This is a genomic window from Enterobacter sp. SES19 (assembly GCF_011765665.1).
GTDB lineage: Bacteria > Pseudomonadota > Gammaproteobacteria > Enterobacterales > Enterobacteriaceae > Enterobacter > Enterobacter pseudoroggenkampii.
The window spans coordinates 3,016,877-3,039,564 of record NZ_CP050320.1 but is presented as its reverse complement, the minus strand read 5'-3'; the positions used below and the strand labels follow the sequence as shown (position 1 = coordinate 3,039,564).

Genomic DNA, 22,688 nt, shown 5'->3' with positions numbered 1-22,688 from the left:
TCCGGCTCAGGTAAACCTTATCGATAGTAAAGTTAATTGTGCTATTGCCGATATTTTGTGGTTAGAAAAAAGTTTTCTGTGTTAGCTTATATTCACCATAATAATGATTATCTGTTCAGAGGCTTCATTTAGTAAGTATGAAGGATTTAGACTTTTTCACCTGGCGACGGGATTGCTCCCTCCGGTTTCAGGAGTTGACCTGTGCCGCCGAGGTATATCAGGAGCTGGAGCGACAAACTCAGGCGCTGGAATTCGATTATTACGCGCTCTGCGTGCGCCATCCCGTGCCATTTACCCGCCCTAAGATCTCCCTGCAAACCACTTACCCCAAGCTGTGGATGGCGCAATATCAATCCGCGAACTATTTCGCGATCGATCCGGTTTTAAAAGCGGAGAATTTCATTCAGGGGCATCTCCCCTGGACAGACGCATTATTCGCTGAGGCGCAGGAATTATGGCATTGCGCCCAGGACCACGGTTTACGCGCGGGAATAACGCAGTGCCTGATGCTGCCGAATCATGCGCTCGGCTTCCTCTCTGTTTCTCGTACTCGTGTACAGGAAGGACCATTAGCCCATGAGGAAATAGAACTGCGGTTGCAAATGCTGGTGCAAATGGCCTTAACCTCTCTGATGCGTTTTGACCATGAGATGGTCATGCCACCCGAAATGAAATTCAGCAAGCGCGAACGTGAAATTCTGAAATGGACTGCGGAAGGGAAGACGTCAGCGGAAATAGCGATCATTCTCTCGATCTCAGAGAATACCGTTAACTTCCATCAGAAGAATATGCAGAAGAAATTTAACGCGCCCAATAAGACCCAGATCGCATGCTACGCGGCGGCAACGGGACTGATCTGACTCCGTAAAACGTTCTGCGTGACAGACGAGCGAACGGCTGAATGCACTGCATCCAGCCGTTTTTTGTTACTGGCGGTACGCTTGCTTGATTTGTTTAACGGTGTTAGCAAATACCGCTGATTCAGCCTGGTCTTCCATCTCCGCGATTTGTTTTTCCATTTTAATGATCACACGACCGGCATCAGCCTGGCCCATCGCCTGCAGCATCAGCGTCAGCAGTGCTTTCAGGCAGTTTACTTCCTGTGCCAGTTCCTGGTTATTCTCCGCAGTGGCAAATTCAGGTGTGCTCATTTATTTTCCTCATTATTAAACGGCGCTAAAGCGCGACGACGAAAGTCAAGGCGGCGGAGTATACCACAAGCTGAAGCAAAAAATGCAGCGGTTGTTTTTCGTACTTTTACGTGGGTGTTTAATTGCGTAAACAGAACGTACCGGTAAACTGAAGCGCTGTTACAGGCTATTAATTGCTTATGCCCGGCTCGCTTGCCGTTAATTATTGTTACAAAAATTTGAGAACTGTTTTTTTTGCAGGGAAAGCCTGCAAGTTTTTTGTAACTTTTTGAATACAGATGATTAAAAAAAGCCGCAAGAGCCCTAAAAACACGGCCTCTCTTTCCACCGCCTGTACAGGCTAATTTCCAAAAACGAGAGCAAAATCGAATAGCCGGTTTTTTAACGTTTTAATCTTGTCAGGAAAACCGTTAATATAAACCAAATTATCACTCAGTAGCGTTATCCCTATTCTGGAGACATTTCCTTTGATCAACGTCCTTCTTGTTGATGACCACGAACTGGTGCGCGCAGGGATACGACGCATTCTTGAAGATATTAAAGGTATTAAAGTTGCCGGTGAGGCATGCTGTGGTGAAGATGCGGTAAAATGGTGCCGTACTAACTCCGCCGATGTGGTGCTGATGGATATGAACATGCCCGGTATCGGTGGTCTTGAGGCAACACGCAAAATCGCGCGTACCTTTGTAGACACCAAAGTCATCATGCTGACCGTGCATACCGAAAATCCACTGCCCGCGAAAGTGATGCAGGCGGGGGCCGCGGGTTACCTGAGTAAAGGTGCTGCACCGCAGGAAGTCGTCAATGCTATCCGTTCCGTGTTTGCCGGACAGCGTTATATTGCGTCCGACATCGCTCAGCAGATGGCGCTGAGTCAGATTGAGCCCGAGAAAACCGAATCACCGTTTGCCAGTTTGTCCGAGCGTGAATTGCAGATTATGCTGATGATCACCAAAGGTCAGAAGGTGAATGAGATCTCGGAACAGCTGAATCTCAGCCCGAAAACGGTAAACAGCTATCGTTATCGGATGTTCAGTAAACTGAACATTCATGGTGACGTCGAACTGACGCATCTGGCCATCCGACATGGTTTGTGTAATGCGGAGACGTTGTTAAGTCAGTGAGTGATGTGTTCGATTCAAAAGCATTTCTGAAAACCGTAACCAGCCAGCCTGGCGTCTATCGCATGTATGACGCTGGCGGTACGGTTATCTATGTGGGGAAGGCTAAAGATCTTAAAAAACGTCTCTCCAGCTATTTTCGCAGCAATCTGGCCTCCCGTAAGACCGAAGCGCTGGTCTCACTCATTCAGAATATTGATGTTACCGTCACGCATACAGAGACAGAAGCGCTGCTGCTTGAGCACAACTATATTAAGCTCTACCAGCCGCGCTATAACGTCCTGTTGCGGGATGATAAATCCTACCCGTTTATCTTTCTAAGCGGCGACACCCATCCTCGCCTCGCCATGCATCGCGGGGCAAAACATGCGAAGGGTGAATATTTCGGGCCGTTCCCTAACGGTTATGCCGTGCGTGAAACGCTGGCGCTGCTGCAAAAAATCTTCCCGATCCGCCAGTGTGAAAACAGCGTTTACCGTAACCGCTCGCGCCCGTGCCTGCAGTACCAGATTGGCCGCTGCCTGGGACCGTGCGTGGCCGGACTGGTGAGTGAAGAAGAGTATGCCCAGCAGGTGGAGTACGTGCGCCTGTTCCTGGCCGGTAAAGACGATCAGGTCTTAACGCAGCTGATCGCGCGGATGGAAAAAGCCAGCGCTGCTCTGGAGTTCGAAGAGGCCGCGCGTATCCGCGACCAGATTCAGGCGGTGCGCAGAGTCACGGAGAAACAGTTTGTCTCAAATACCGGTGACGATCTTGATGTCATCGGCGTCGCCTTTGACGCCGGGATGGCCTGCGTGCATGTGCTGTTCATACGCCAGGGCAAAGTGCTCGGCAGCCGCAGCTATTTTCCGAAGGTCCCTGGCGGTACCGAGCTGGGTGAAGTGGTGGAAACCTTTGTCGGCCAGTTCTATCTGCAGGGGAGCCAGATGCGCACGTTGCCTTCTGAGATCCTGCTCGATTTTAATCTTGATGATAAAACCCTGCTGGCCGATTCGCTCTCTGAACTGGCGGGCCGCCGGGTGAATGTTCAAACCAAACCGCGCGGCGATCGTGCGCGTTATCTCAAGCTGGCGCGAACCAACGCGGCGACGGCACTCACCACTAAGCTGTCGCAGCAGTCGACGGTGCACCAGCGTTTAACGGCCCTGGCGGCGCTGCTGAAGCTTCCGGAAGTGAAGCGGATGGAGTGTTTCGACATCAGTCATACGATGGGGGAACAGACGGTAGCGTCCTGCGTGGTGTTTGATGCGAATGGCCCACTGCGCGCCGAGTATCGCCGCTATAACATCACCGGGATCACGCCGGGTGATGACTATGCGGCGATGAATCAGGTGCTGCGCCGTCGCTATGGTAAAGCCATAGAGGAGAGCAAAATCCCGGATGTGATCCTGATTGACGGCGGGAAAGGGCAGCTCGGCCAGGCGAAAGCAGTATTTGAGTCGCTTGATGTCAGCTGGGATAAAAACCATCCGCTGCTGCTGGGTGTCGCAAAAGGGGCCGATCGTAAGGCCGGGCTGGAGACATTGTTCTTCGAGCCGGAAGGTGAGGGCTTCAGTCTGCCACCGGACTCCCCGGCGCTGCACGTCATCCAGCATATTCGCGATGAATCGCACGATCACGCCATCAGCGGTCACCGCAAAAAACGGGCGAAGGTGAAAAACACCAGTTCACTGGAGACGATCGAAGGCGTGGGGCCAAAACGTCGTCAGATGCTGCTGAAGTATATGGGCGGATTGCAAGGTTTACTCAACGCCAGCATGGAGGAAATTGCAAAAGTGCCGGGTATTTCGCAAGGGCTGGCAGAAAAGATCTACTACTCGTTGAAACATTGAGGGCTCTGTAGCAACATAGAGCTAAATTTTACTGACAACAAATAGTTACCGTCACTATGCAATATAATATCCCTACGTTGCTCACTCTTTTTCGTGTTGTACTCATCCCGTTCTTTGTGCTGGCGTTTTACCTGCCGGTTGTCTGGGCACCTTTTGCCTGCGCATTGCTCTTCCTGATTGCAGCGGTAACAGACTGGTTTGATGGCTATCTGGCGCGCCGCTGGAATCAAAGCACCCGTTTCGGTGCCTTCCTCGATCCGGTAGCGGACAAAGTGATGGTCGCTATCGCCATGGTGCTGGTGGCCGAGCACTATCATACCTGGTGGGTAACGCTGCCTGCGGCAACCATGATCGGCCGTGAGATCATCATCTCTGCACTGCGCGAGTGGATGGCGGAGCTGGGGAAACGCAGCAGCGTAGCGGTCTCGTGGATTGGTAAAGTCAAAACGACGGCGCAGATGGCCGCGCTGGTCTGGATGCTCTGGCGTCCGAACGCCTGGGTTGAGTGGGCGGGGATTGGCCTCTTGTGGGTCGCGGCAGTGCTGACGCTGTGGTCCATGCTGCAATATTTGAACGCTGCGCGCGGGGATTTGCTTGATCAGTGATCGTTTCGCCGTAAATTTCAGCAAACGATCCGGGGATGTAAAAAATAACGTTGACTCATAACGTCATATCAGTAGAATGCAACGCATCGAACGGCGGCACAGTCAGCCGGACGATAATGAAATCAAGTGGTTAGACAATTACTTGATGACATGCGGGAATAGCTCAGTTGGTAGAGCACGACCTTGCCAAGGTCGGGGTCGCGAGTTCGAGTCTCGTTTCCCGCTCCAGATTAAAGACATACGCAGTAGCGGGTGTCAGTTTGAAAAGTTTTACGGCGCGTTAGCAAAGCGGTTATGTAGCGGATTGCAAATCCGTCTAGTCCGGTTCGACTCCGGAACGCGCCTCCACTTTCTTCCCTGGCCGGATGGTGGAATCGGTAGACACAAGGGATTTAAAATCCCTCGGCGTTCGCGCTGTGTGGGTTCAAGTCCCACTCCGGCTACCATGGGAAAACTAGAATAAAATCAATGATAAGCAGTGTCGTGTAAACCACCGAAAGGTGGTTTTTTATTGTCTATTTTTCACCATTCATCTTCGACACAAGAAGAGGGCATTACTGCCCCGCGATCATCAACCAAACGCGCACCACGCGATAAGTTACCAGCTGATTTCATCCCATCCGATGCTTTTCCGTCATCTCATTATGGTAGGAAGCAGTTAACCCTGACCCTCTAACGCCAGGCGCACCAATCGGTGGGCTTTTTGATGGAGTATGAGCAATTGAGGTCTTCAACGTTCGTCAAAAACCTTGAGTATCGCAATTCGGTATATAAAGTAACCAAGGACAATGAGAGCACCTGACGCTGCACCCCAGATAAAACGGGATTCGTCTTTTGAAAATGAAAAGAAGTAAATACAGGACAATAGGCCCGCAGAAGCAATTCCCATTCCCAACCCGCGCAAAATTCGGGATGCTATTAACTTGATAATGTCCTGAGCGTTCATAACCCACCAAAAAAGTATTTACATACTTCGTTAAATTCATGCTTGTTTACATCTGCTACGCTGCATGCGTCAAGAAAAGGTTTCAATTTTTCTTCAACAAGAAAATACAGAAGATCTAAATCACCCATACTCTTAAGTCGGTAGTAGAGTACAGGGTTCTGGTTTTCAAGCTTTCTAGCCGTATAGATAGCTCTCGATGTTTCTGCGCCAATTGTGAGAGCGCTTCCGATGACCACGCCTGCGGCGAACGAGGTCATAATGCGTGACGATACGGCAGCACCTAGTTTTACTCCGGTTAGCTCAGCGAATATGAATTTACCAGCCATTACGCCGGTAAAATTTTGTGCAATCCCCTGAATATTATCCATGTTAACTTTTGACATGAACTCTCTGATAACAGCGTTAACTATTTTTTGAGTTTCCTGAGTAACCGATATTCCTCGTTTGAACATGTTCGCCATCCTCACACGACCATCAAAATTAGCATGGCGATGAGCCGTGTCTATGAAGTCATAACCGAGGTAATACATGCTAACCGGAAAATAGAGCATTCCCTGCGCTACAGAAACCTGGAAGCCGGAATCGCCAGCACCCAGACTCTTCAGCCAGGATTTCGCGCTGTCCATTTCTAACCTTCCTTATAGTTTTAAAATCCCTCGGCGTTTGCGCTGTGTGGGTTCAAGTCCCACTCCGGCTACCATGGGAAACAAAGAATAATCAAAGCAATAAGCAGTGTCGTGAAACCACCGAATGGTGGTTTTTTTGTGCCTCCAGTTTAGCGCGAAGTGAGCGTATCTCATCGTCATCACGATCGTGCTGTGCCCGAGAATTTGCTGCCATACCAGAACGTTAAGCCTAATTCTCTAATATCAAGCCCGGAAAGCAGGGCGATTTTCAGCAAACCTGCAACCAATCTTAAACAAAGATTTCACTCGCCAGACACAGGTTGCCGCCGCTGATAAACTGGTTGGTATCCACCCTGGAGAGCGGAAGGTTATTGTCATGCAATATGAAGAACAGCAGCTTATCAACGGCCTTTTCGAGCGTCTGAAACAGGCCGGACAACAAAACAGCCAACGGGACGCAGATGCAGAGCGTCAGATCGCCGAATTCGTCAGACAGCAGCCTGCGGCCCCCTACTATATGGCGCAATCGATTTTGATTCAGGAAGCGGCGCTGAAACGCCTGCAGGCCCGCGTTCTGGAGCTTGAAAGCGAATTAGCCGCGCAAAAAAGCAAACCCTCGACGGGCGACAGTTTCCTCGGCGGCCTGTTTGGTGGTGGGAAAAGTAACCCGCAGCCTGACAACAGCTGGAATGCCCAGCCGCAACAGCCACCGGCGCAGGATTACTCACGGGCGCCAGCGCCGGCTACTCGCGGCGGCGGTTTTATGGCTGGCGCACTCCAGACAGCCGCTGGCGTGGCCGGTGGCATCGCGCTGGCCGAGATGCTTACCAGCATGTTCCATCAGTCGCGGCCGGAAGAGATCGTGAACATTATCGAAGAACCGACAATGCCTGTCGGTGGTGAACCGTTGGTCGGTAATCAATACGGCGACGTTAATAACGTCTCTGACACCCGTTTCCTCAACCAGAACGATCCGTTCGGCAATAATAACGACACCTGGCAGAACGACGATGTAGATGACGACTATAGCAATGACGACGACAGTTTTATTTAACGACGTTATCGTGAAACCACAGAAATGAAGTGAACCCCGAAAGTTGGGTATCCAACTTTCGGGGTTTTGCGTTTCCGAGTCAAAAAAGCCTTCGAGGCTAAGCCTGAAGGCTCATAAGTCACATTCTTTTTACTGCTTTTCTTACTAACAAACCTGTAAGTACTGCCGGAAGCAATCCAAACAAAGAGGCGATATCGACTAACGTATCCTCCAGTGCTTCTATCCCGTATGTGCCGAAAAGATCCATCACGGCATAAGCCCATTCGGCAGGTGTCAAATCACACCCCGCCCAAATACGCCTTCCTCACGTCCTGATTGCCCAGCAATTCCTCACCGCTGCCGCTCAGCCGGATCTGTCCGTTCACCATCACATACCCCCGGTCAGATAGCTTCAATGCGTGGTGCGCATTCTGCTCCACCAGAAAAATGGTCATGCCGCTGCGGGCCAGCTCGCGCAGCGTCTGGAAGATCTGCTTCACCACAATCGGGGCTAAGCCCAGGCTCGGTTCATCCAGCAGCAGCAGCTTCGGACGGCTCATCAGCGCCCGGGCGATCGCCAGCATTTGCTGTTCCCCGCCTGACATGGTCATCGCGCGCTGTTTACGCCGCTCTTTAAGACGAGGGAAAAGGTCAAACATGGTTTGCATATCTTCAGCGGCAAACTGGCTGCCGATGGGAATGGTCCCCATCAGCAGGTTCTCTTCAACGGTCATATCCGGGAAGATTCGTCTGCCTTCCGGCGCCTGCGCAATGCCGCCGGACGCGACGTAGTGGGTGGACTTATGGCTGATATCTTCACCGCGGAAAAGGATCTGTCCGTTGCGAATACGAGGCTGACCAAAGATGGACATCAGCAATGTCGATTTACCCGCGCCGTTTGCGCCAATCAGCGCCACGGTTTCACCCTTATTCACCTCGAGGGAGACCTGCTTCAGCGCCTGAATGACGCCGTAAAACACATCCACCTCGCGAAAAGCCAGCAGCGGTTCGTTCATAGGGTGACCTCGCTTTCATCCGTGCCCAGATAGGCGGCAATGACCTTTTCGTCATGCTGGATCTGCTCGGGTTTTCCTCTGGCAATCACATCGCCGTGGTCGAGCACGATAATGTCGTCCGAAATGTCCATCACCATCCCCATATCATGCTCAATCAGTAATACCGTGATGTCATGGTGATCCCGCAGAAAGCGAACAATGCTGCTCAGCTTATGCGTTTCAACCGGGTTCAGCCCTGCGGCGGGTTCATCCAGACAGATCATTTCTGGCCCAGTGCACATTGCCCGCGCAATTTCCAGACGCCGCTGCTGGCCGTACGACATCTCTCCCGCCAGGCGATTGGCGCACTCCACCAGATCCACCACTTCCAGCCAGTAGAAGGCTCTGTCCAGGGCGTCGCTTTCCGCCCGCCGGTAGGACGGCGTATTCAGGATCCCGGCGAGCAGATTGCGGTTCACCCGCATATGCTGCGCGACCAGCAGGTTTTCCACGACCGACATCTCGCGAAAAAGACGAATATTTTGAAACGTGCGCGCCAGCCCGGCTCGGTTGACCAGGTGGGTTCCGCCAAACATTTTGTAGAACAGACGTTGCCCGAACTGCGCGGGGTTAATCCAGTCACCCGGCTGGAATTTTTGTCCAAGGACCTGAATCACGTTGGTCGTTTTATTGCGGGTGTTAAACAAAATGTTGCCGCCGGAGGCTCTGTAGAAGCCCGTCAGGCAGTTAAACACGGTTGTTTTTCCCGCCCCGTTTGGCCCAATCAGGGCGGTAATGGAGCCGCGCTGCACGTCCAGGTTGACGTCGTTTAGCGCCTTAATCCCACCAAAGTGCATCATAAGATGCTCAACGCGTAATATCGTTTCGTTCATGGTGCGACGCCCTTACGCACGGCAAACCCGCTGCGGTTAATGCGGATCAAACCGCGTGGACGCCAGATCATCATCACCACCATCAGCATGCCAAACAGCAGGACGCGATACTCGGCAAAACTGCGCAGCAGTTCCGGCGTGACCGTGAGCACAAAGGCGGCCAGCACCACGCCCAGCGTCGAGCCCATACCGCCCAGTACCACAATGGCGAGGATCAGTGCCGATTCAAAGAAGGTAAAGGAGGTTGGATTCACGAACCCCTGATAGGTGGCGAAGAACACCCCGGCAATGCCCGCGGTCGACGCGCCCAGCGTAAAGGCGGACAGCTTCACCAGAACATGGTTCAACCCCATTGAGCGGCAGGCAATTTCGTCTTCACGCAGGGCTTCCCACGCCCGACCAATCGGCATCCGCGTCAGGCGGTGCTTAATGTAGAGCACCAGCATCACCACCAGGAACAGTACCGCGTAGATAAAGATAAACTTCATGTTCGGGTTGTAGGTCAGGTGGAAAAACTCGTGGAAGGGCACGCCGCCTTCTTTCGCGCGTCGTCCAAATTCCAGACCGAAAAAAGTCGGGGGAGGGGCAGACACGCCGTTGGGGCCGCCGGTGAAGGTCAGCCAGTTGTTCAGTATCAGGCGAATGATCTCCCCGAACCCGAGGGTGACGATGGCCAGATAGTCACCGTGCATGCGCAGCACCGGGAAGCCGAGCAGGGCGCCTGCGGCGGCGGCCATGATTGCCGCCAGCGGCAGCATACTCCAGAAGCCTAAGCCGAGATACTGGTACCCCAGCGCCAGACCGTACGCCCCAATCGCGTAGAACGCGACATATCCCAGATCCAGCAGACCGGCCAGGCCCACGACGATGTTCAGCCCCAGACCGAGAAGCACGTAGATCAGCCCGAGAATGGCGACGGTCAGCACATATTTAGTGGCGACAAACGGAAAGCAAATCGCAAGGGTAATCACCAGAGGAATAATCCAGCGCATGCGGCTTTTGTATTCCGGCGGCCGGACATAAACGCCCGCGCTATCGGCCTCGAAGCGCGCCTGGAAACGGGCCCCCGGGGCGGTACCTAAAAAGGCGCTCAACAGAAAGCGTCCGAACATGACGATGCCAACCATCCAGGCCAGTCTCTGCCCGGCGAAGTTAAAGCTGTACCCGTCCAGCACCACGCCCGCGATGGGGCCGAAGATAATCAGCGCAATCAGCCCGGAAAAAATCGCGTCCAGAATGCAGCGTTTAAGTGAAAAACCGTGTGATGTCATCATTTTCTCCCTCACACTTTGGCCACAATCGGGCGTCCAAGCAGGCCCTGAGGACGGAAAATAAGGATCATGACCAGCAGGCCGAACGAGAAGACATCTTTATAGTCCGAGTTCACCATGCCCGAGAACTGCGCTTCCGCCACACCCAGGATAAGGCCACCGAGCATCGCGCCGGGAAGGGAGCCGATGCCGCCAAGTACCGCCGCCGTGAAGGCTTTAATACCGATCACAAACCCGACGTAGAAATCAAAGGTGCCGTAGTTCATGGTGATCAGCACCCCCGCCAGGCCCGCCATCGCCGCGCCGATGACAAAGACCAGCGAAATAATCCGGTCGGTATTAATGCCCAGAATGGAGGCCATTTTGCGATCCTGCTGGACCGCACGGCACATCCGCCCCAGCCGGGTACGGTTGATTATCCAGGTGAGCACCAGCATGCCGGCAAACGAGGCAACCAGGATAAACACTTTGGTGTAGGTTATCTGCACGAACCCTTCGCCCAGATGCAGGCGAATGACGCCGTCCAGCATGGTCGGTACCCCTTGCTGGCGCGGGCCCTGGCTCAGCTGCGCGTAGTTTTGCAGGATAAGCGACATCCCGATGGCGGAGATCAGCGGCGCTAGGCGCGTGGAGTTGCGCAGCGGCTTGTAGGCGATACGCTCGATAGTCCAGCCGTACACCCCGGTGACCACAATGGTGAACACCAGCGTGCCGAGGATCAGCAGCGGGAAGGACTGCAGGCCGAAGAACGAGAGCAGCGCCAGGCCAATGGCGCAGAGATAGGCGGAAATCATATACACTTCGCCGTGGGCGAAATTGATCATCCCGATAATGCCGTACACCATGGTGTAGCCGATGGCGATCAGGCCGTAGACGGAACCCAGCGTTAAGCCATTGATTAACTGTTGCAGGAAGAATGTACTCATCTTAGCGCGCTCGTTTTATAGGCTGCGCGAGCCGCGCAGCCTGATGTTTATTACGCGCCGACGGGCAGGCCCGCCGACGTTGAGCGTGACTCCGTCCCGTTACTGCACTTCCTTATATTTCCCTTTGTCGTCCCACTGGTAAACCACGTAGTCAGACACTTTCAGATCGCCTTTGCTGTCCCAGGCTTTTTTGCCCATCACCGTGTCGACGGAATTGGCCTTCAGCCACTCGCTGGCTTTGGCCGAGTCCTTGCCGCCGGTGGCCTTGAAGGCCGCGGCAATGGCCTGTACGGAGGCATAGGAGTAGAGGGTGTAACCTTCCGGCTCGAATTTACCGGCGCGGAATTTCTCGATAACCGCTTTACCGTCCGGGATCAGGCGCGGGTCTTTACCGAAGGTCATGTAAATGCCATTGGTATACTGCGGGCCGCCCGCGGCGGTCACCATCTCCTCGTTGACAATACAGTCCCCGGAGAAGAATTTTGCCTGTACGCCCTGCTCACGCATCTGGCGAACCAGCGGACCGGCTTCCGGGTGACAGCCACCGAAGAACACGACGTCCGGTTTTTGCGCGCCGATCTTGGTGACCAGCGCGTTAAAGTCTTTTTCACCGCGGGATAACCCCTCGTACATCACATCCTGAACCCCGCGTTTCGCCAGTGCCGCTTTGGTGGCGTCAGCCAGACCCTGACCATAGGTGTCTTTGTCGTGAATGATCACCACACGCTTGGCTTTCAGCTTGTCGATGATGAAGTCGCTGGCAACCTGACCCTGCTGGTCGTCGCGGCCGCACATGCGGAACATATCGCTCATGCCGCGTTCGGTGATCAGTGGGTTAGTTGAGCCGGGGGTAATCGCAATAATACCTGCGTCGCTATACACCTCGGATGCGGGCATTGTTGAAGAGGAGCAGAAATGGCCGACCACGGCGTTGACCTTATCCTGGTCAACTAAACGGTTGGCGACGGCTACGGCCTGCTTGGGCTCGCAGGCATCATCCCCCTGAACCAGTTTGATTTTCTCACCGTTAATGCCGCCTGCGGCATTAATGTCTTCAGCGGCCTGCGTAGCGCCGTGCCAGTACTGATCGCCATAGGTGGCGTTCGGACCCGTGAACGGTCCGGCCACGCCAATCACAATATCTGCCCGGGCGGAAAACGCCGTCACCAGGCAACCGGCCAACACAAGAGAAAGAGGAGTTCTGATAAATTTCAGCGACATTATTATGTTCCTTAGCAAAGAGGTTTTTGCACCACGGCGTAAACCCGAACGCCCGACGGCGCAGCCAATCCGAAACACGAGCAAGAACAAAATGCACTAAACGAACAAGATACAGACGGCATCCTGCATATTACGGCGAGATTTCCCTGCGCAGGGACGCGCGAAGAACGTTAAGCAAAAACGTTGCCAGAATGGTTAACCCATTGACGAGCATGCGACATGTTTGAGTATAGAGCGCCGCGTTATGCCGCCTTGCGGGAGGAGAAGAAATTACAGCGGAGATCACATATCGTTAACAATAAAGCCCATAAGTTGTGCAAAGGTCACGGTTTGCACGTTTTTGCAGCAATAAAGACCTAAACTTCAGCCCGGAGAGGGGGGAGATATGTGTTAGGATCGTTTCCTTTTTGCAGGAGTATCAGCGATGACTGAAGGCCCATTGAATGAAAGCGAAATGGCGTGGCTTGAAGAGACGTTAATGTCTTACGGTCATGATGACGCGTCCGTAATTGACGTGTCCGAACTGGACGGCATGCTTACCGCAGTGCTTTCCGGTCCTGTTGTCGTTGAGCCAGATGCCTGGCTGGTGGCGGTTTGGGGTGGCGAGAAGTACATTCCGCGCTGGAAAAACGATCGGGAAATGAACCGTTTTATCGATCTCTGCTTTAAGCACATGAACGATATTGCCGAGCGTCTGAGCGAATACCCGGATCAGTTCGAACCGATGTTTGGCTATAACGACGTTGACGGTGAGAGTTATACCGTGGTGGAAGAGTGGTGCTACGGCTACATGCGCGGCGTGGCGCTGACGGACTGGTCTGCCTTGCCGGAAGCCCTGAAGGCCGATCTTGAAGTGATTGCGCTGCACGGAACGGAAGAGAACAGCGACAAGCTGGATGAACTGTCCGAAGAGGAGTACATCGCCAGCATCGAGAGCATCCAGCCTGCGGCACTGCGTTTATATCAATACTGGGTAAACAACCCGCAGCAGCCGGAAGCGAAGAAGCCGATTGTGAACGGCACAAAGGTCGGGCGTAACGATCCGTGTCCTTGCGGCAGCGGGAAGAAGTTTAAGAGCTGCTGTTTGCACTGATAAAAAAGGGGCTGATGACAGCCCCTTTTTTATTTAACCCACTTCCGGCAGCATCCCGGCTGCAATCAACACCTGCACCAGAATAATCACCACCCCGCAGCCAAACACAACGCACAGCAGCGGTTTTCCCCCCGCCACGCGATACCCTTGCTGAGGATGTTGCTGACGGCTTTTCCATGCCAGCAGGGAAGGGAGGAGGAGGGCAAGGATCGACAGCGCTACCCCTGCGTAGCCCAGCGCCATCACAAATCCGCGCGGATAAAACAGCGCGAACGCCAGCGGCGGCAGGAAGGTAATTGCGCCCGTCTGTAACCGTCCGGCCGCGGTATTGCGGCGCTGGAACAGGTCGGCCAGATAATCAAACAGGCCGAGCGCCACGCCCAGGAATGAGGTTGCCAGCGCCAGGTCGGCAAACAGGTGTACCGCCAGCTCCACGTGTGGGGAGGTGACGACCTCGCGCAGTGCCAGCAGAAAACCGTTCAGGCCAGCGTGTTGCGCCATCAGCCCAATAAAGGTTGAAGAGTCAATGCTGCCCAGCGTCACCAGCTGCCAGAAAATATAGGCAATCAGCGGGATCGCGCTACCGATAACAAAGACGCGGCGCAGTTTTCGGATATCGCCGTTCATATAGCTGACGATGCTCGGCACGCTGCCGTGGAAGCCAAACGAGGTGAAAATGACCGGAATCGCGGAGAGCGCCAGCCCTTTTTCCAGCGGCAGCGTCAGCAGGTTAACCTTGTGCACGTGCGGCGCCAGCAGCACCAGCATGACAAACAGGAAGAGAATTTTAGCGCTGAACAGAAAACGGTTAAACAGATCGACCAGGGATGTGCCCACGCAGACCACGCCGCCGCCGATGAGCGCAAAGAAGATGGCGCCCGTCGCAGGGGTAATGTCAGAGCCAAACCAGTCGTTGACGCTGGAGGCGATGAGCTCTCCGGCGCCGCTGATATAGGCGGCGGTCAGGGCATACATCAGGAACATCATGCTAAAGCCGGTTATCCACTGGCCGTAGCGTCCGAGATAGCGCGCCGCAAGCGAACCCAAACCGGTGTCGGCGGGTACGTGCTGGTAAACCTCAAGCAGCAACAGTGCGGTGTAACACATCAGCGCCCAGAGCGTTCCCAGCAGCAGCAGGGTCATGCCAAATCCCACGCCCGCGGCTGCCAGGGGCATTGCCAGCATTCCTGCGCCAATTGTCGTTCCGGCGACGATAAAAATACTTCCCAGAGTTCTGTTTTTCACGCTTTCCTCTACAACGCTTCTTAACCGCGACAAAATCTGCGGCGCAGAGTAAGGGAAAAGCCGTTACTCGTCAAATCACCGTTACAAGTGGTGTAAAAAATTATTTACGTATTAATGACCCAGGCCTGTGCCTACCTCATAAGGGCAATACTGCTGCGCGACATTCCGGCGTAACGTAAACAATAAATACAAATTATCAAATTAAGTGAGGGTCTTATGGCAGGGGAGAATCCCTTTACCGCGGCATGGAGCCGGGGAGGTAACCTGTTGTGCCATGGTCACTGGATAATCAGCTGGCAGAATCAGCCCCTGAACCTTCCCGAGTCCCGTCGCGAAAAGGATATGGGCACCTGGGCAATCTATTCGGTTATTGATCCTGAAGATGAAACCTTTGCACAAGGCTTACAGGAAGATGAGTGGATCATCGAGAATGTCGACTGGTTAACGGATCTGTTTTTCGAGGTGGGTATTCCGCTGGAGACGTCCAGCTACCGCTATTTTTACCAGGCCGTGAATCCCCATGACTGGCGTTGCACCAGCTGTGCGGGGTGTATGTAAATTAACGCGGTGCCGGAAACCGGCACCGCGCTGAAAATAATTCTGCGTATCAAGAGTGGAGAGTTCTTTATCAATAAAGTAAAGACCTTCGCCGGATTTCCCGACCAGAGATAATTTATCCAGCACGGATTTAAACAGCTTCTCTTCTTCGTGTTGCTCAGCGACGTACCACTGCAGGAAATTAAAGGTTGGATAATCCTGGCTGGTCATCGCGGCATGAACCAGTTCGTTAATTTTCTGCGTGATAAGCTGCTCGTGCTCGTAGGTGGCGCGGAACAGTTCATCAAGAGAATTATACTCAGCGAACGGTGATGCCACGGTTTCAATGCGCGGCAGGCTGCCCGTATCTGTCAGATAATCAAACAGACGCTGCATGTGGGTCATCTCTTCCTGAGCGTGACGACGCAGAAACGCGGCAGCGCCCTCGAAACTGTGGTAGCTGCACCAGGCGCTCATCTGCTGGTAGAGCAGGGATGAAAAAAGCTCAAGGTTCATTTGTGCGTTGAGCTTGTCGATCATTTCAGTTTTCAGCATGGTGACGCTCCGGATTATTATTTCTGGTTCACAATGAGCGACACTATAATTTGTTATTTAATTATTTGCAAAACGTAAAATCTTTATTTTATTTATTTAAAATACGAATGGGAATAAAACGCATTGGCGATTTTTATAACTTATTAATGAGAATTATTTTTGTTCGTAATGAAATAAACTGCCAGCATGCGCTGGCAGCTTCGATTAATACCACGGATTAGTTGACTTAGGATTAACGGCGTAACCCATACATTTATACTGGATGGTCACGCTCTCGTTCAGGCACAAAGAGCCGCTGGTCAGAGTGCAGGTTTTAATGGGCTGACCATAGGCTGAGGCAGTGGCATAACCCATGCTCTGACACGCTTTTGCCGCCGTGCCGTTATTCACATACTCATCGGAATACGCATTTTGCAGCGCAGCCTGGCCGTAGTCGAGGCGGACGATGCCGTTCGGCGCGTCGAGGCTGCTGACTTCAGCCTGGCGGTTAATGGTACATCCCGCGAGCAGCAGGATTGTACCGGCTACAATGACTCTTTTCATGATTCGCTCTGAGTGGATGGAAATACGTTATCGTACCCGCAGATGCCCGCTGCAATGGCTGGAATAGCCGGACAATCTGCCCTCACTCTTCGCAACGGGTCCGCGGTGAGCGCTTTCAGGCCATGCCCTGATATAAATGTGATGCGCATCACAAAAGTGTTGATTTTTGTGATGGTGGTCATATTATAGGCACGTTGATAATAAAGTTGTATAACAAGTTAATGGAGCATCATCGTGAAACTGCGCAAAATCCTGAAAAGTATGTGGGCCAATTACTGCCGCACCTTCAAAGACGTGCCGCCGGGCGCCATGTTCTGATAAAAAAACCTGCTTCGGCGGGTTTTTTTATACCTGCAGGCGATGAAGGGAAGATGCCAGGGGTGTGTTTTGCTACTATGGCGGCCTTTAAATAAGGAGAAAACCCCATGTCACAAAACCTGAGCGCCGATCAGGAACTGGTCTCTGACGTTGTCGCCTGTCAGCTGGTTATCAAACAAATCCTTGATGTTCTGGACGTGATTGCGCCGGTTGAAGTGCGCGAGAAGATGTCTACGCAGCTGAAAAACATCGATTTCGCCAGCCATCCCGCTGCCGCTGACCCGGTTACGCTTCGTGCGATCCAGAAAGCCATCGCGCTGATTGAACTGCGATTCACGCCGCAGGGTGAATCCCACTAAAATCGGGAAATGGGCGACGGCATGTGTCGCCCCTTGATGCTGTCAAAAGAACGTCTGGACCAGCAGATAGCTCGCCGCGCACGCGCAGCTTACCCCAATCAGCCCAGGCAGAATAAAGCTGTGGTTGATGATAAATTTGCCGATGCGGGTGGTGCCTGAACGGTCAAAGCCGATGCAGGCCAAATCACTTGGGTAGGTCGGCAGGACGAAATAGCCGTATGACGCAGGGAAAAAGGCGATCAGCATTTTCGGGTCGATGCCGAGCATGAGGCCCATAGGCGCAACGGCCGTCAGCGCAGCCGCCTGGCTGTTCACCAGTTTTGACACCAGAAACAGCACAATAGCATACGTCCACGGGTGGCTTTTCACGACGCCTTCCAGCGCCAGCTTTAACTCGTCGAGATGCGCCTGGAAAAAGGTATCGCTCATCCACGCCACGCCGAACACCGAGAAGATCGCGACCATACCGGCCTTAAACACCGCGCCGTTGGAAATCGCCGACGCGTTGACCTTACAGGCCATTAGCATCACGGCCCCTGCAATTAACATCATCATCTGAATAACAAGGTTCATCGACAGCGCCGTCATTTTGCCTTTCAGCTCAAAGGCGGGGCGCAGCTCAGGGAACGCACCTAGCAAAACGACTACGGCAATACCGGCAAAGAAAATCCACGTGGACCAGTAGGCCTGTTTAGGGAAACGCTGATTCATTAACGTCTCCGTTCCACCGTAGATAAACTCGCGCTGCTTAGGATCTTTCAGCTTTTCCTGAAACTCCACGTCATCCGCCAAATCTTTTCCGCGGCGTAAACTCCACAGGGCAGCAATAGCTACGCCGAAAAGTGAAGCGGGAACCGACACGGCGAGAATTTCCAGGATCCCCCACGCGTGGCCGATGCCATGCTGGGCCGCCAGGATGGACACCAGCGACACCACGGCAACGGACACGGGGGAGGCGGTAATCGCCATCTGCGACGCGACCGATGCCACGGCCATAGGGCGCTCGGGGCGGATTCCTTTTTTCAGGGCGATATCCGCAATGATGGGGAACATGGTATAGACCACATGCCCGGTGCCGCACAGAAAGGTCAGCATCCAGGTGGTGAATGGAGCGAGCAGGGTGATGTGCTGTGGGTGTTTGCGCAGCAGACGTTCAGCAAACTGCATCATGACGTTGAGGCCACCCGCAGTCTGCAGCGTAGCGGCACAACCAATCACCGCGAGGATGGTCAGCATAACGTCTACCGGCGGCTTACCCGGTTGCAGACCAAAGACAAAACATAAAATAAAAAGACCAATACCGCTGATTAACCCGAGCCCCATACCGCCGAAACGCGTACCCGTCAGCAGGCAGAGGAGAATGACAACAAACTCAATGGTGATCATGATGCTCCCTCGTCAATGATTATGTAACTAAATAAATCATCACACGTTGTGTGGTTAATCATTGGGAGCCAGATCTGATTTGTTAAATTTCAGCAAAAGCAGAAGGTTGGAGACGTGAAGGGAGCCTGCTCCTCCGAATGGGAGCAGGCCAAAAAACTCAGTGGTGCTGCACCGCCACGATGTCGAGCAGATGACGGTCGGTTTGCTCAGGACATAAACCTGCCTGCTGCGCATTATGGATCTCATCCGCCAGCGTCTTCAGCAGCAGGCCATCCTGCTGCTGCTCTTTATCCATATCGCGTAAGAATCTGAGCGTCGTAATGTCCTGCTGCGCTTTGGCTTCATCGGCCAGTTTGTTGAGGGTGCTGCAGCGTTGTTCATACTCTTCAAGCGTCTTCTGAAACAGTTCTTCCAGGCAAGAGTAATTTTCATTGATCCCATCAAGGGCTTTAACGACAGGATTTGCCCCTGCGGCTTTCAGGAAGTTAAAGACACGCATCATATGGGTGACGTTACTTTGCGCCTGAGAGCGAAAGAATGTGGCAGATCCCGTGAGGCTATTCTCGGCACACCACGCACTTAAGTGAAGGTGCAGATTCGAGGCGTAGAACTCAAGGTTCATCTGCGCGTTAAGTTTTTGCATCATCGTTTGGGTAGCCATACTCATATCCTTATTGACTGTGGGACGTGATGTCCGTTGCTTAACCTGAGCGTCAGGCAAATATGAAGAAAAGAGCAGAAATACACATTCTGCCGTGACCGAAGTCGACCGAAATTCACTTCCTGTGTTCGATATAAATAAGCATACCCTTGTCTTTGGTCTAAGAAAACTCTTAATTGGGCTGTATTTACCATACATTACAAAGTTTAATATAGTACAGAAATGCAATCAGCTCGCCATGAATTGAATATGGGTTAATGCTCTAATAATTAACAATTTTTATTGCAGTGATACACTGTTACTCTTTCGAAAATATTAAGTTGGAATAATACTCCGTGAAAAAGAGAAATACGGATTAATCGTTTCGAATATATGATGTGCTAATAAAATTGCGCTAAATCAAATTCTGCGGAATAACCGTGTTCAGGTGCTTGGTGCATTTTTGATGAAAAACATCTTGAACCCCTTTAACACCGGGTGACGTTTAGTCCGCTGAGGGGTATCAGGGATTTCTTAGCTAATCTTATGGATAATTCTGCTTAACCCACTTTCATTTGTCTGACAAATCCTGCCTTTTTTATGTCATTTTTCGCTGAATTTATGTACGCAATTACTGTAATTCTGCGGTGTGATGGGGCTCTCTTATGGATGATTAATTTCCCGCTAAAACTATCACCAGCAATAACGCTTATGACGAGGTAAGCGCTAATGCCTTGTTTTAAGTCCGATTAAATAAGAAGCACGCACATATTCCCTACAGAAAAGAATGCTAAAGCTGGAGTTTACCATGCACAAATTTACTAAAGCGCTGGCGGCCATCGGTCTGGCTGCCGTTATGTCACAATCCGCTATCGCTGAGAATTTAAAACTCGGTTTTTTGGTAAAACAGCCCGAAGAGCCCTGGTTCCAGACTGAGTGGAAATTCGCCGATAAAGCCGGGAAAGATTTAGGTTTTGAAGTGATTAAAATCGCCGTGCCTGACGGTGAGAAAACCCTGAACGCCATCGACAGCCTGGCGGCCAGCGGTGCGAAAGGTTTCGTTATCTGTACTCCGGATCCAAAACTCGGTTCGGCCATCGCGGCGAAAGCGCGCGGTTACGATATGAAGGTCATCGCGGTTGACGATCAGTTCGTTAACGCCAAAGGCAAGCCGATGGACAGCGTCCCTCTGGTGATGATGGCGGCGACCAAAATCGGCGAACGCCAGGGGCAGGAACTCTATAAAGAGATGCAAAAGCGCGGCTGGGATGTCAAAGAGACTGCGGTGATGGCCATTACCGCAGACGAGCTGGACACCGCACGTCGCCGTACTTCCGGTTCAATGGACGCGCTGAAAGCGGCCGGTTTCCCGGAAAAACAGATCTACAAAGTCCCAACCAAATCTAACGATATCCCGGGCGCTTTCGACGCCGCGAACTCTATGCTGGTTCAGCATCCGGAGGTCAAACACTGGCTGGTGGTCGGCATGAACGACAACACCGTGCTGGGTGGGGTACGCGCGACGGAAGGCCAGGGCTTTAAAGCGCCTGACGTGATCGGGATTGGCATCAACGGCGTTGACGCCGTCAGCGAGCTGTCCAAAGCGCAGGCTACCGGCTTCTACGGTTCTCTGCTGCCAAGCCCGGACGTTCACGGCTATAAATCCAGTGAGATGCTCTATAACTGGGTCACCAAAGGGGCTGAGCCGCCGAAATTTACCGAAGTGACCGACGTGGTGCTGATTACCCGCGACAACTTCAAAGAGGAGCTGGCGAAAAAAGGACTGGGCGGGAAGTAATACGCGGTGATTGTGCCCCTCATCCTTCGTGAGGGGCCAGACGTACACACTACAGGAATCACGGAGACGTTATGCGACAGTCTGATCCGTATCTCTCTTTTCGAGGCATCGGGAAAACTTTCCCCGGTGTTAACGCGCTGACCGATATCAGCTTCGACTGCTATGCCGGCCAGGTTCACGCCCTGATGGGGGAAAACGGTGCGGGAAAATCCACGCTGTTGAAGATCCTCAGCGGTAACTACGCGCCCACTACCGGCTCGCTGGCCATACGCGGTGAAGAGGTGGCGTTTGCCGATACCACGGCGGCGCTCAATGCCGGGGTGGCGATCATCTACCAGGAGCTGCACCTCATTCCTGAGATGACCGTGGCGGAAAACATCTATTTGGGACAGCTCCCGCACAAAGGCGGCGTGGTAAATCGTTCGCTACTTAATTATGAAGCGGGGCTGCAGCTTAAGCATCTGGGCCTGGACGTCGATCCCCAGACGCCGCTGAAATACCTCTCCATCGGCCAGTGGCAGATGGTTGAAATTGCCAAGGCGCTGGCGCGTAACGCCAGAATTATTGCCTTCGACGAACCTACCAGTTCGCTCTCTAAGCGTGAAATCGAAAATCTGTTCCGCGTGATCCGCGAATTGCGTCAGGAAGGCCGCACGATTTTGTATGTCTCGCACCGTATGGAAGAGATATTTGCCCTGAGCGACGCCATCACCGTCTTTAAAGATGGACGCTATGTGCGCACCTTTACCGACATGGCGCAGGTGAACCATGACCAGCTGGTTCAGGCGATGGTCGGACGCGATCTGGGCGATATTTATCACTGGCAACCGCGCCCGTACGGCCCGGAACGCCTGCGCCTGGATAACGTCAAAGCGCCGGGCGTCAGAACACCGATTTCGTTATCCGTACGCAGCGGTGAAATCGTCGGCCTGTTTGGTCTGGTGGGGGCGGGGCGTAGCGAATTGATGAAAGGTCTGTTCGGCGGTACCCGTATTACCGATGGTCAGGTCTCTATTGACGGCGAACGGGTAGATATCCAGAAACCGGCCCACGCGATCGGGGCGGGGATGATGCTCTGCCCGGAAGACCGGAAAGCCGAGGGGATCATTCCGGTGCACTCGGTGCGCGACAACATCAATATTTCTGCCCGTCGTAAGTTTATTCGCGCCGGTTGCCTGATAAACGATAGCTGGGAGTCGAGTAACGCCGACCACCATATTCGCTCGCTGAATATCAAAACGCCGGGTCCGGAACAGCTGATCATGAATCTGTCAGGCGGGAACCAGCAGAAGGCAATTTTAGGCCGCTGGCTGTCAGAAGATATGAAGGTCATTTTGCTGGACGAGCCGACGCGCGGTATCGATGTGGGGGCAAAACACGAGATTTATAACGTGATCTATGAGCTGGCAAAACGCGGCGTGGCGGTGCTCTTCGCCTCCAGCGATCTGCCGGAGGTGCTTGGCGTGGCCGACCGCATTGTGGTGATGCGTGAAGGCGAAATTGCCGGCGAATTACTTCATGAACAGGCGAATGAACAACAGGCGTTGAACCTCGCCATGCCTAAAGTTAGCCAGGCTGTCGCCTGAGTAAGGAG

At 53.0% G+C, this 22,688-nt stretch carries 22 protein-coding genes, 3 tRNA genes and 2 pseudogenes; 14 read left to right on the top strand and 13 right to left on the bottom strand.

Annotation, left to right across the window (positions count from 1 at the left end):
- Window positions 1–137: 137 nt before the first annotated feature.
- Entirely contained in the window at window positions 138–860 is a 723-nt protein-coding gene (gene sdiA / locus GXP72_RS14535) for a transcriptional regulator SdiA (protein WP_157189388.1), read from the top strand.
- Window positions 861–926: 66 nt separating this feature from the next.
- On the opposite strand, the gene GXP72_RS14530 is transcribed toward sdiA, so the two are convergent.
- Window positions 927–1,151, bottom strand: a complete 225-nt coding sequence (locus tag GXP72_RS14530) for a DUF2594 family protein (RefSeq protein ID WP_008500345.1) — start codon at window positions 1,149–1,151, stop codon at window positions 927–929.
- A gap of 467 nt (window positions 1,152–1,618) precedes the next feature.
- On the opposite strand from GXP72_RS14530, the gene uvrY reads away from it, so the two are divergent.
- The 6 genes from uvrY to GXP72_RS14500 all read left to right on the top strand — a co-directional run bounded on the left by uvrY (window position 1,619) and on the right by GXP72_RS14500 (window position 5,155).
- Window positions 1,619–2,275, top strand: a complete 657-nt coding sequence (gene uvrY / locus GXP72_RS14525; RefSeq protein ID WP_013096026.1) for a UvrY/SirA/GacA family response regulator transcription factor — start codon at window positions 1,619–1,621, stop codon at window positions 2,273–2,275.
- The gene (gene uvrC, locus GXP72_RS14520) at window positions 2,272–4,104 is read left to right on the top strand and encodes an excinuclease ABC subunit UvrC (RefSeq protein ID WP_048990602.1); all 1,833 of its coding nucleotides are present in this window, start codon (window positions 2,272–2,274) and stop codon (window positions 4,102–4,104) included. Before uvrY ends, uvrC begins: the two co-directional genes overlap by 4 nt.
- Before the next feature lie 56 nt (window positions 4,105–4,160).
- Window positions 4,161–4,709, top strand: a complete 549-nt coding sequence (gene pgsA / locus GXP72_RS14515; protein WP_023336158.1) for a CDP-diacylglycerol--glycerol-3-phosphate 3-phosphatidyltransferase — start codon at window positions 4,161–4,163, stop codon at window positions 4,707–4,709.
- Window positions 4,710–4,861: 152 nt separating this feature from the next.
- Window positions 4,862–4,937: transfer RNA gene (locus GXP72_RS14510), tRNA-Gly, on the top strand.
- 46 nt (window positions 4,938–4,983) lie between these two features.
- Window positions 4,984–5,057, top strand: a tRNA-Cys gene (locus GXP72_RS14505).
- A gap of 11 nt (window positions 5,058–5,068) precedes the next feature.
- Window positions 5,069–5,155 (top strand) — tRNA-Leu (locus tag GXP72_RS14500).
- Window positions 5,156–5,651: 496 nt separating this feature from the next.
- Here the strand turns inward: GXP72_RS14500 and GXP72_RS14495 are convergent.
- Together GXP72_RS14495 and GXP72_RS22725 are read right to left on the bottom strand one after the other, a co-directional pair.
- Complete coding sequence (locus tag GXP72_RS14495; RefSeq protein ID WP_232473024.1) at window positions 5,652–6,281, bottom strand: hypothetical protein; 630 nt, start codon at window positions 6,279–6,281, stop codon at window positions 5,652–5,654.
- Between the two features lie 12 nt (window positions 6,282–6,293).
- Window positions 6,294–6,506, bottom strand: a pseudogene (locus GXP72_RS22725) (hypothetical protein); the annotation flags it as partial.
- A 151-nt stretch (window positions 6,507–6,657) separates the two neighbouring features.
- Here GXP72_RS22725 and GXP72_RS14490 point away from each other — a divergent pair.
- Window positions 6,658–7,335, top strand: a complete 678-nt coding sequence (locus GXP72_RS14490; RefSeq protein ID WP_208763033.1) for a DUF2076 domain-containing protein — start codon at window positions 6,658–6,660, stop codon at window positions 7,333–7,335.
- A 278-nt stretch (window positions 7,336–7,613) separates the two neighbouring features.
- Here GXP72_RS14490 and GXP72_RS14485 read toward each other — a convergent pair whose 3' ends face one another.
- The 5 genes from GXP72_RS14485 to GXP72_RS14465 all read right to left on the bottom strand — a co-directional run bounded on the left by GXP72_RS14485 (window position 7,614) and on the right by GXP72_RS14465 (window position 12,620).
- The gene (locus tag GXP72_RS14485; protein WP_061714855.1) at window positions 7,614–8,330 is read right to left on the bottom strand and encodes an ABC transporter ATP-binding protein; all 717 of its coding nucleotides are present in this window, start codon (window positions 8,328–8,330) and stop codon (window positions 7,614–7,616) included.
- Window positions 8,327–9,202, bottom strand: a complete 876-nt coding sequence (locus tag GXP72_RS14480) for an ATP-binding cassette domain-containing protein (RefSeq protein WP_208763032.1) — start codon at window positions 9,200–9,202, stop codon at window positions 8,327–8,329. Before GXP72_RS14480 ends, GXP72_RS14485 begins: the two co-directional genes overlap by 4 nt.
- Complete coding sequence (gene livM, locus GXP72_RS14475; RefSeq protein WP_024909780.1) at window positions 9,199–10,473, bottom strand: high-affinity branched-chain amino acid ABC transporter permease LivM; 1,275 nt, start codon at window positions 10,471–10,473, stop codon at window positions 9,199–9,201. The genes GXP72_RS14480 and livM overlap by 4 nt, the downstream gene beginning before the upstream one ends.
- Window positions 10,474–10,484: 11 nt before the next feature.
- Complete coding sequence (locus GXP72_RS14470) at window positions 10,485–11,399, bottom strand: branched-chain amino acid ABC transporter permease (RefSeq protein WP_032646250.1); 915 nt, start codon at window positions 11,397–11,399, stop codon at window positions 10,485–10,487.
- A 99-nt stretch (window positions 11,400–11,498) separates the two neighbouring features.
- A complete protein-coding gene (locus tag GXP72_RS14465; RefSeq protein WP_023312277.1) occupies window positions 11,499–12,620 on the bottom strand; it encodes a branched-chain amino acid ABC transporter substrate-binding protein in 1,122 nt (373 codons plus the stop codon).
- 424 nt (window positions 12,621–13,044) lie between these two features.
- Between GXP72_RS14465 and GXP72_RS14460 the strand changes: the two genes are divergently transcribed.
- A complete protein-coding gene (locus tag GXP72_RS14460) occupies window positions 13,045–13,713 on the top strand; it encodes a YecA family protein (RefSeq protein ID WP_024909782.1) in 669 nt (222 codons plus the stop codon).
- A 33-nt stretch (window positions 13,714–13,746) separates the two neighbouring features.
- On the opposite strand, the gene tyrP is transcribed toward GXP72_RS14460, so the two are convergent.
- Window positions 13,747–14,958: a tyrosine transporter TyrP gene (gene tyrP, locus GXP72_RS14455; RefSeq protein WP_208763031.1), complete on the bottom strand. Its 1,212-nt coding sequence runs from the start codon at window positions 14,956–14,958 to the stop codon at window positions 13,747–13,749.
- Between the two features lie 216 nt (window positions 14,959–15,174).
- Here tyrP and GXP72_RS22720 point away from each other — a divergent pair, with 216 nt between their 5' ends.
- Window positions 15,175–15,516 carry a hypothetical protein gene (locus tag GXP72_RS22720; protein ID WP_032646247.1) on the top strand — a complete coding sequence of 114 codons (342 nt, stop codon included), beginning with the start codon at window positions 15,175–15,177 and terminating at the stop codon, window positions 15,514–15,516.
- A gap of 39 nt (window positions 15,517–15,555) precedes the next feature.
- Here the strand turns inward: GXP72_RS22720 and ftnA are convergent.
- Together ftnA and yecR are read right to left on the bottom strand one after the other, a co-directional pair.
- Window positions 15,556–16,050: pseudogene (gene ftnA / locus GXP72_RS14450) on the bottom strand (non-heme ferritin); the annotation flags it as partial.
- 204 nt (window positions 16,051–16,254) lie between these two features.
- On the bottom strand, window positions 16,255–16,593 hold the full coding sequence (gene yecR / locus GXP72_RS14445; protein WP_024909785.1) for a YecR family lipoprotein: 339 nt from the start codon (window positions 16,591–16,593) through the stop codon (window positions 16,255–16,257).
- A gap of 234 nt (window positions 16,594–16,827) precedes the next feature.
- On the opposite strand from yecR, the gene azuC reads away from it, so the two are divergent.
- Together azuC and GXP72_RS14435 are read left to right on the top strand one after the other, a co-directional pair.
- Window positions 16,828–16,911, top strand: a complete 84-nt coding sequence (azuC, locus tag GXP72_RS14440; protein WP_014884364.1) for a stress response protein AzuC — start codon at window positions 16,828–16,830, stop codon at window positions 16,909–16,911.
- A 107-nt stretch (window positions 16,912–17,018) separates the two neighbouring features.
- Window positions 17,019–17,270 (top strand): DUF2766 family protein, encoded by a 252-nt coding sequence (locus GXP72_RS14435; RefSeq protein ID WP_008500405.1) that lies wholly within the window; start codon window positions 17,019–17,021, stop codon window positions 17,268–17,270.
- Between the two features lie 42 nt (window positions 17,271–17,312).
- Here GXP72_RS14435 and GXP72_RS14430 read toward each other — a convergent pair whose 3' ends face one another.
- The gene (locus GXP72_RS14430; RefSeq protein WP_023336144.1) at window positions 17,313–18,656 is read right to left on the bottom strand and encodes an anaerobic C4-dicarboxylate transporter; all 1,344 of its coding nucleotides are present in this window, start codon (window positions 18,654–18,656) and stop codon (window positions 17,313–17,315) included.
- Between the two features lie 157 nt (window positions 18,657–18,813).
- Window positions 18,814–19,317 (bottom strand): non-heme ferritin-like protein, encoded by a 504-nt coding sequence (locus GXP72_RS14425; protein WP_024909786.1) that lies wholly within the window; start codon window positions 19,315–19,317, stop codon window positions 18,814–18,816.
- 787 nt (window positions 19,318–20,104) lie between these two features.
- Here GXP72_RS14425 and araF point away from each other — a divergent pair.
- Window positions 20,105–21,094 (top strand): arabinose ABC transporter substrate-binding protein AraF, encoded by a 990-nt coding sequence (araF, locus tag GXP72_RS14420; protein ID WP_024909787.1) that lies wholly within the window; start codon window positions 20,105–20,107, stop codon window positions 21,092–21,094.
- Between the two features lie 71 nt (window positions 21,095–21,165).
- Entirely contained in the window at window positions 21,166–22,680 is a 1,515-nt protein-coding gene (gene araG / locus GXP72_RS14415) for an L-arabinose ABC transporter ATP-binding protein AraG (RefSeq protein ID WP_048992264.1), read from the top strand.
- Window positions 22,681–22,688: the final 8 nt, after the last annotated feature.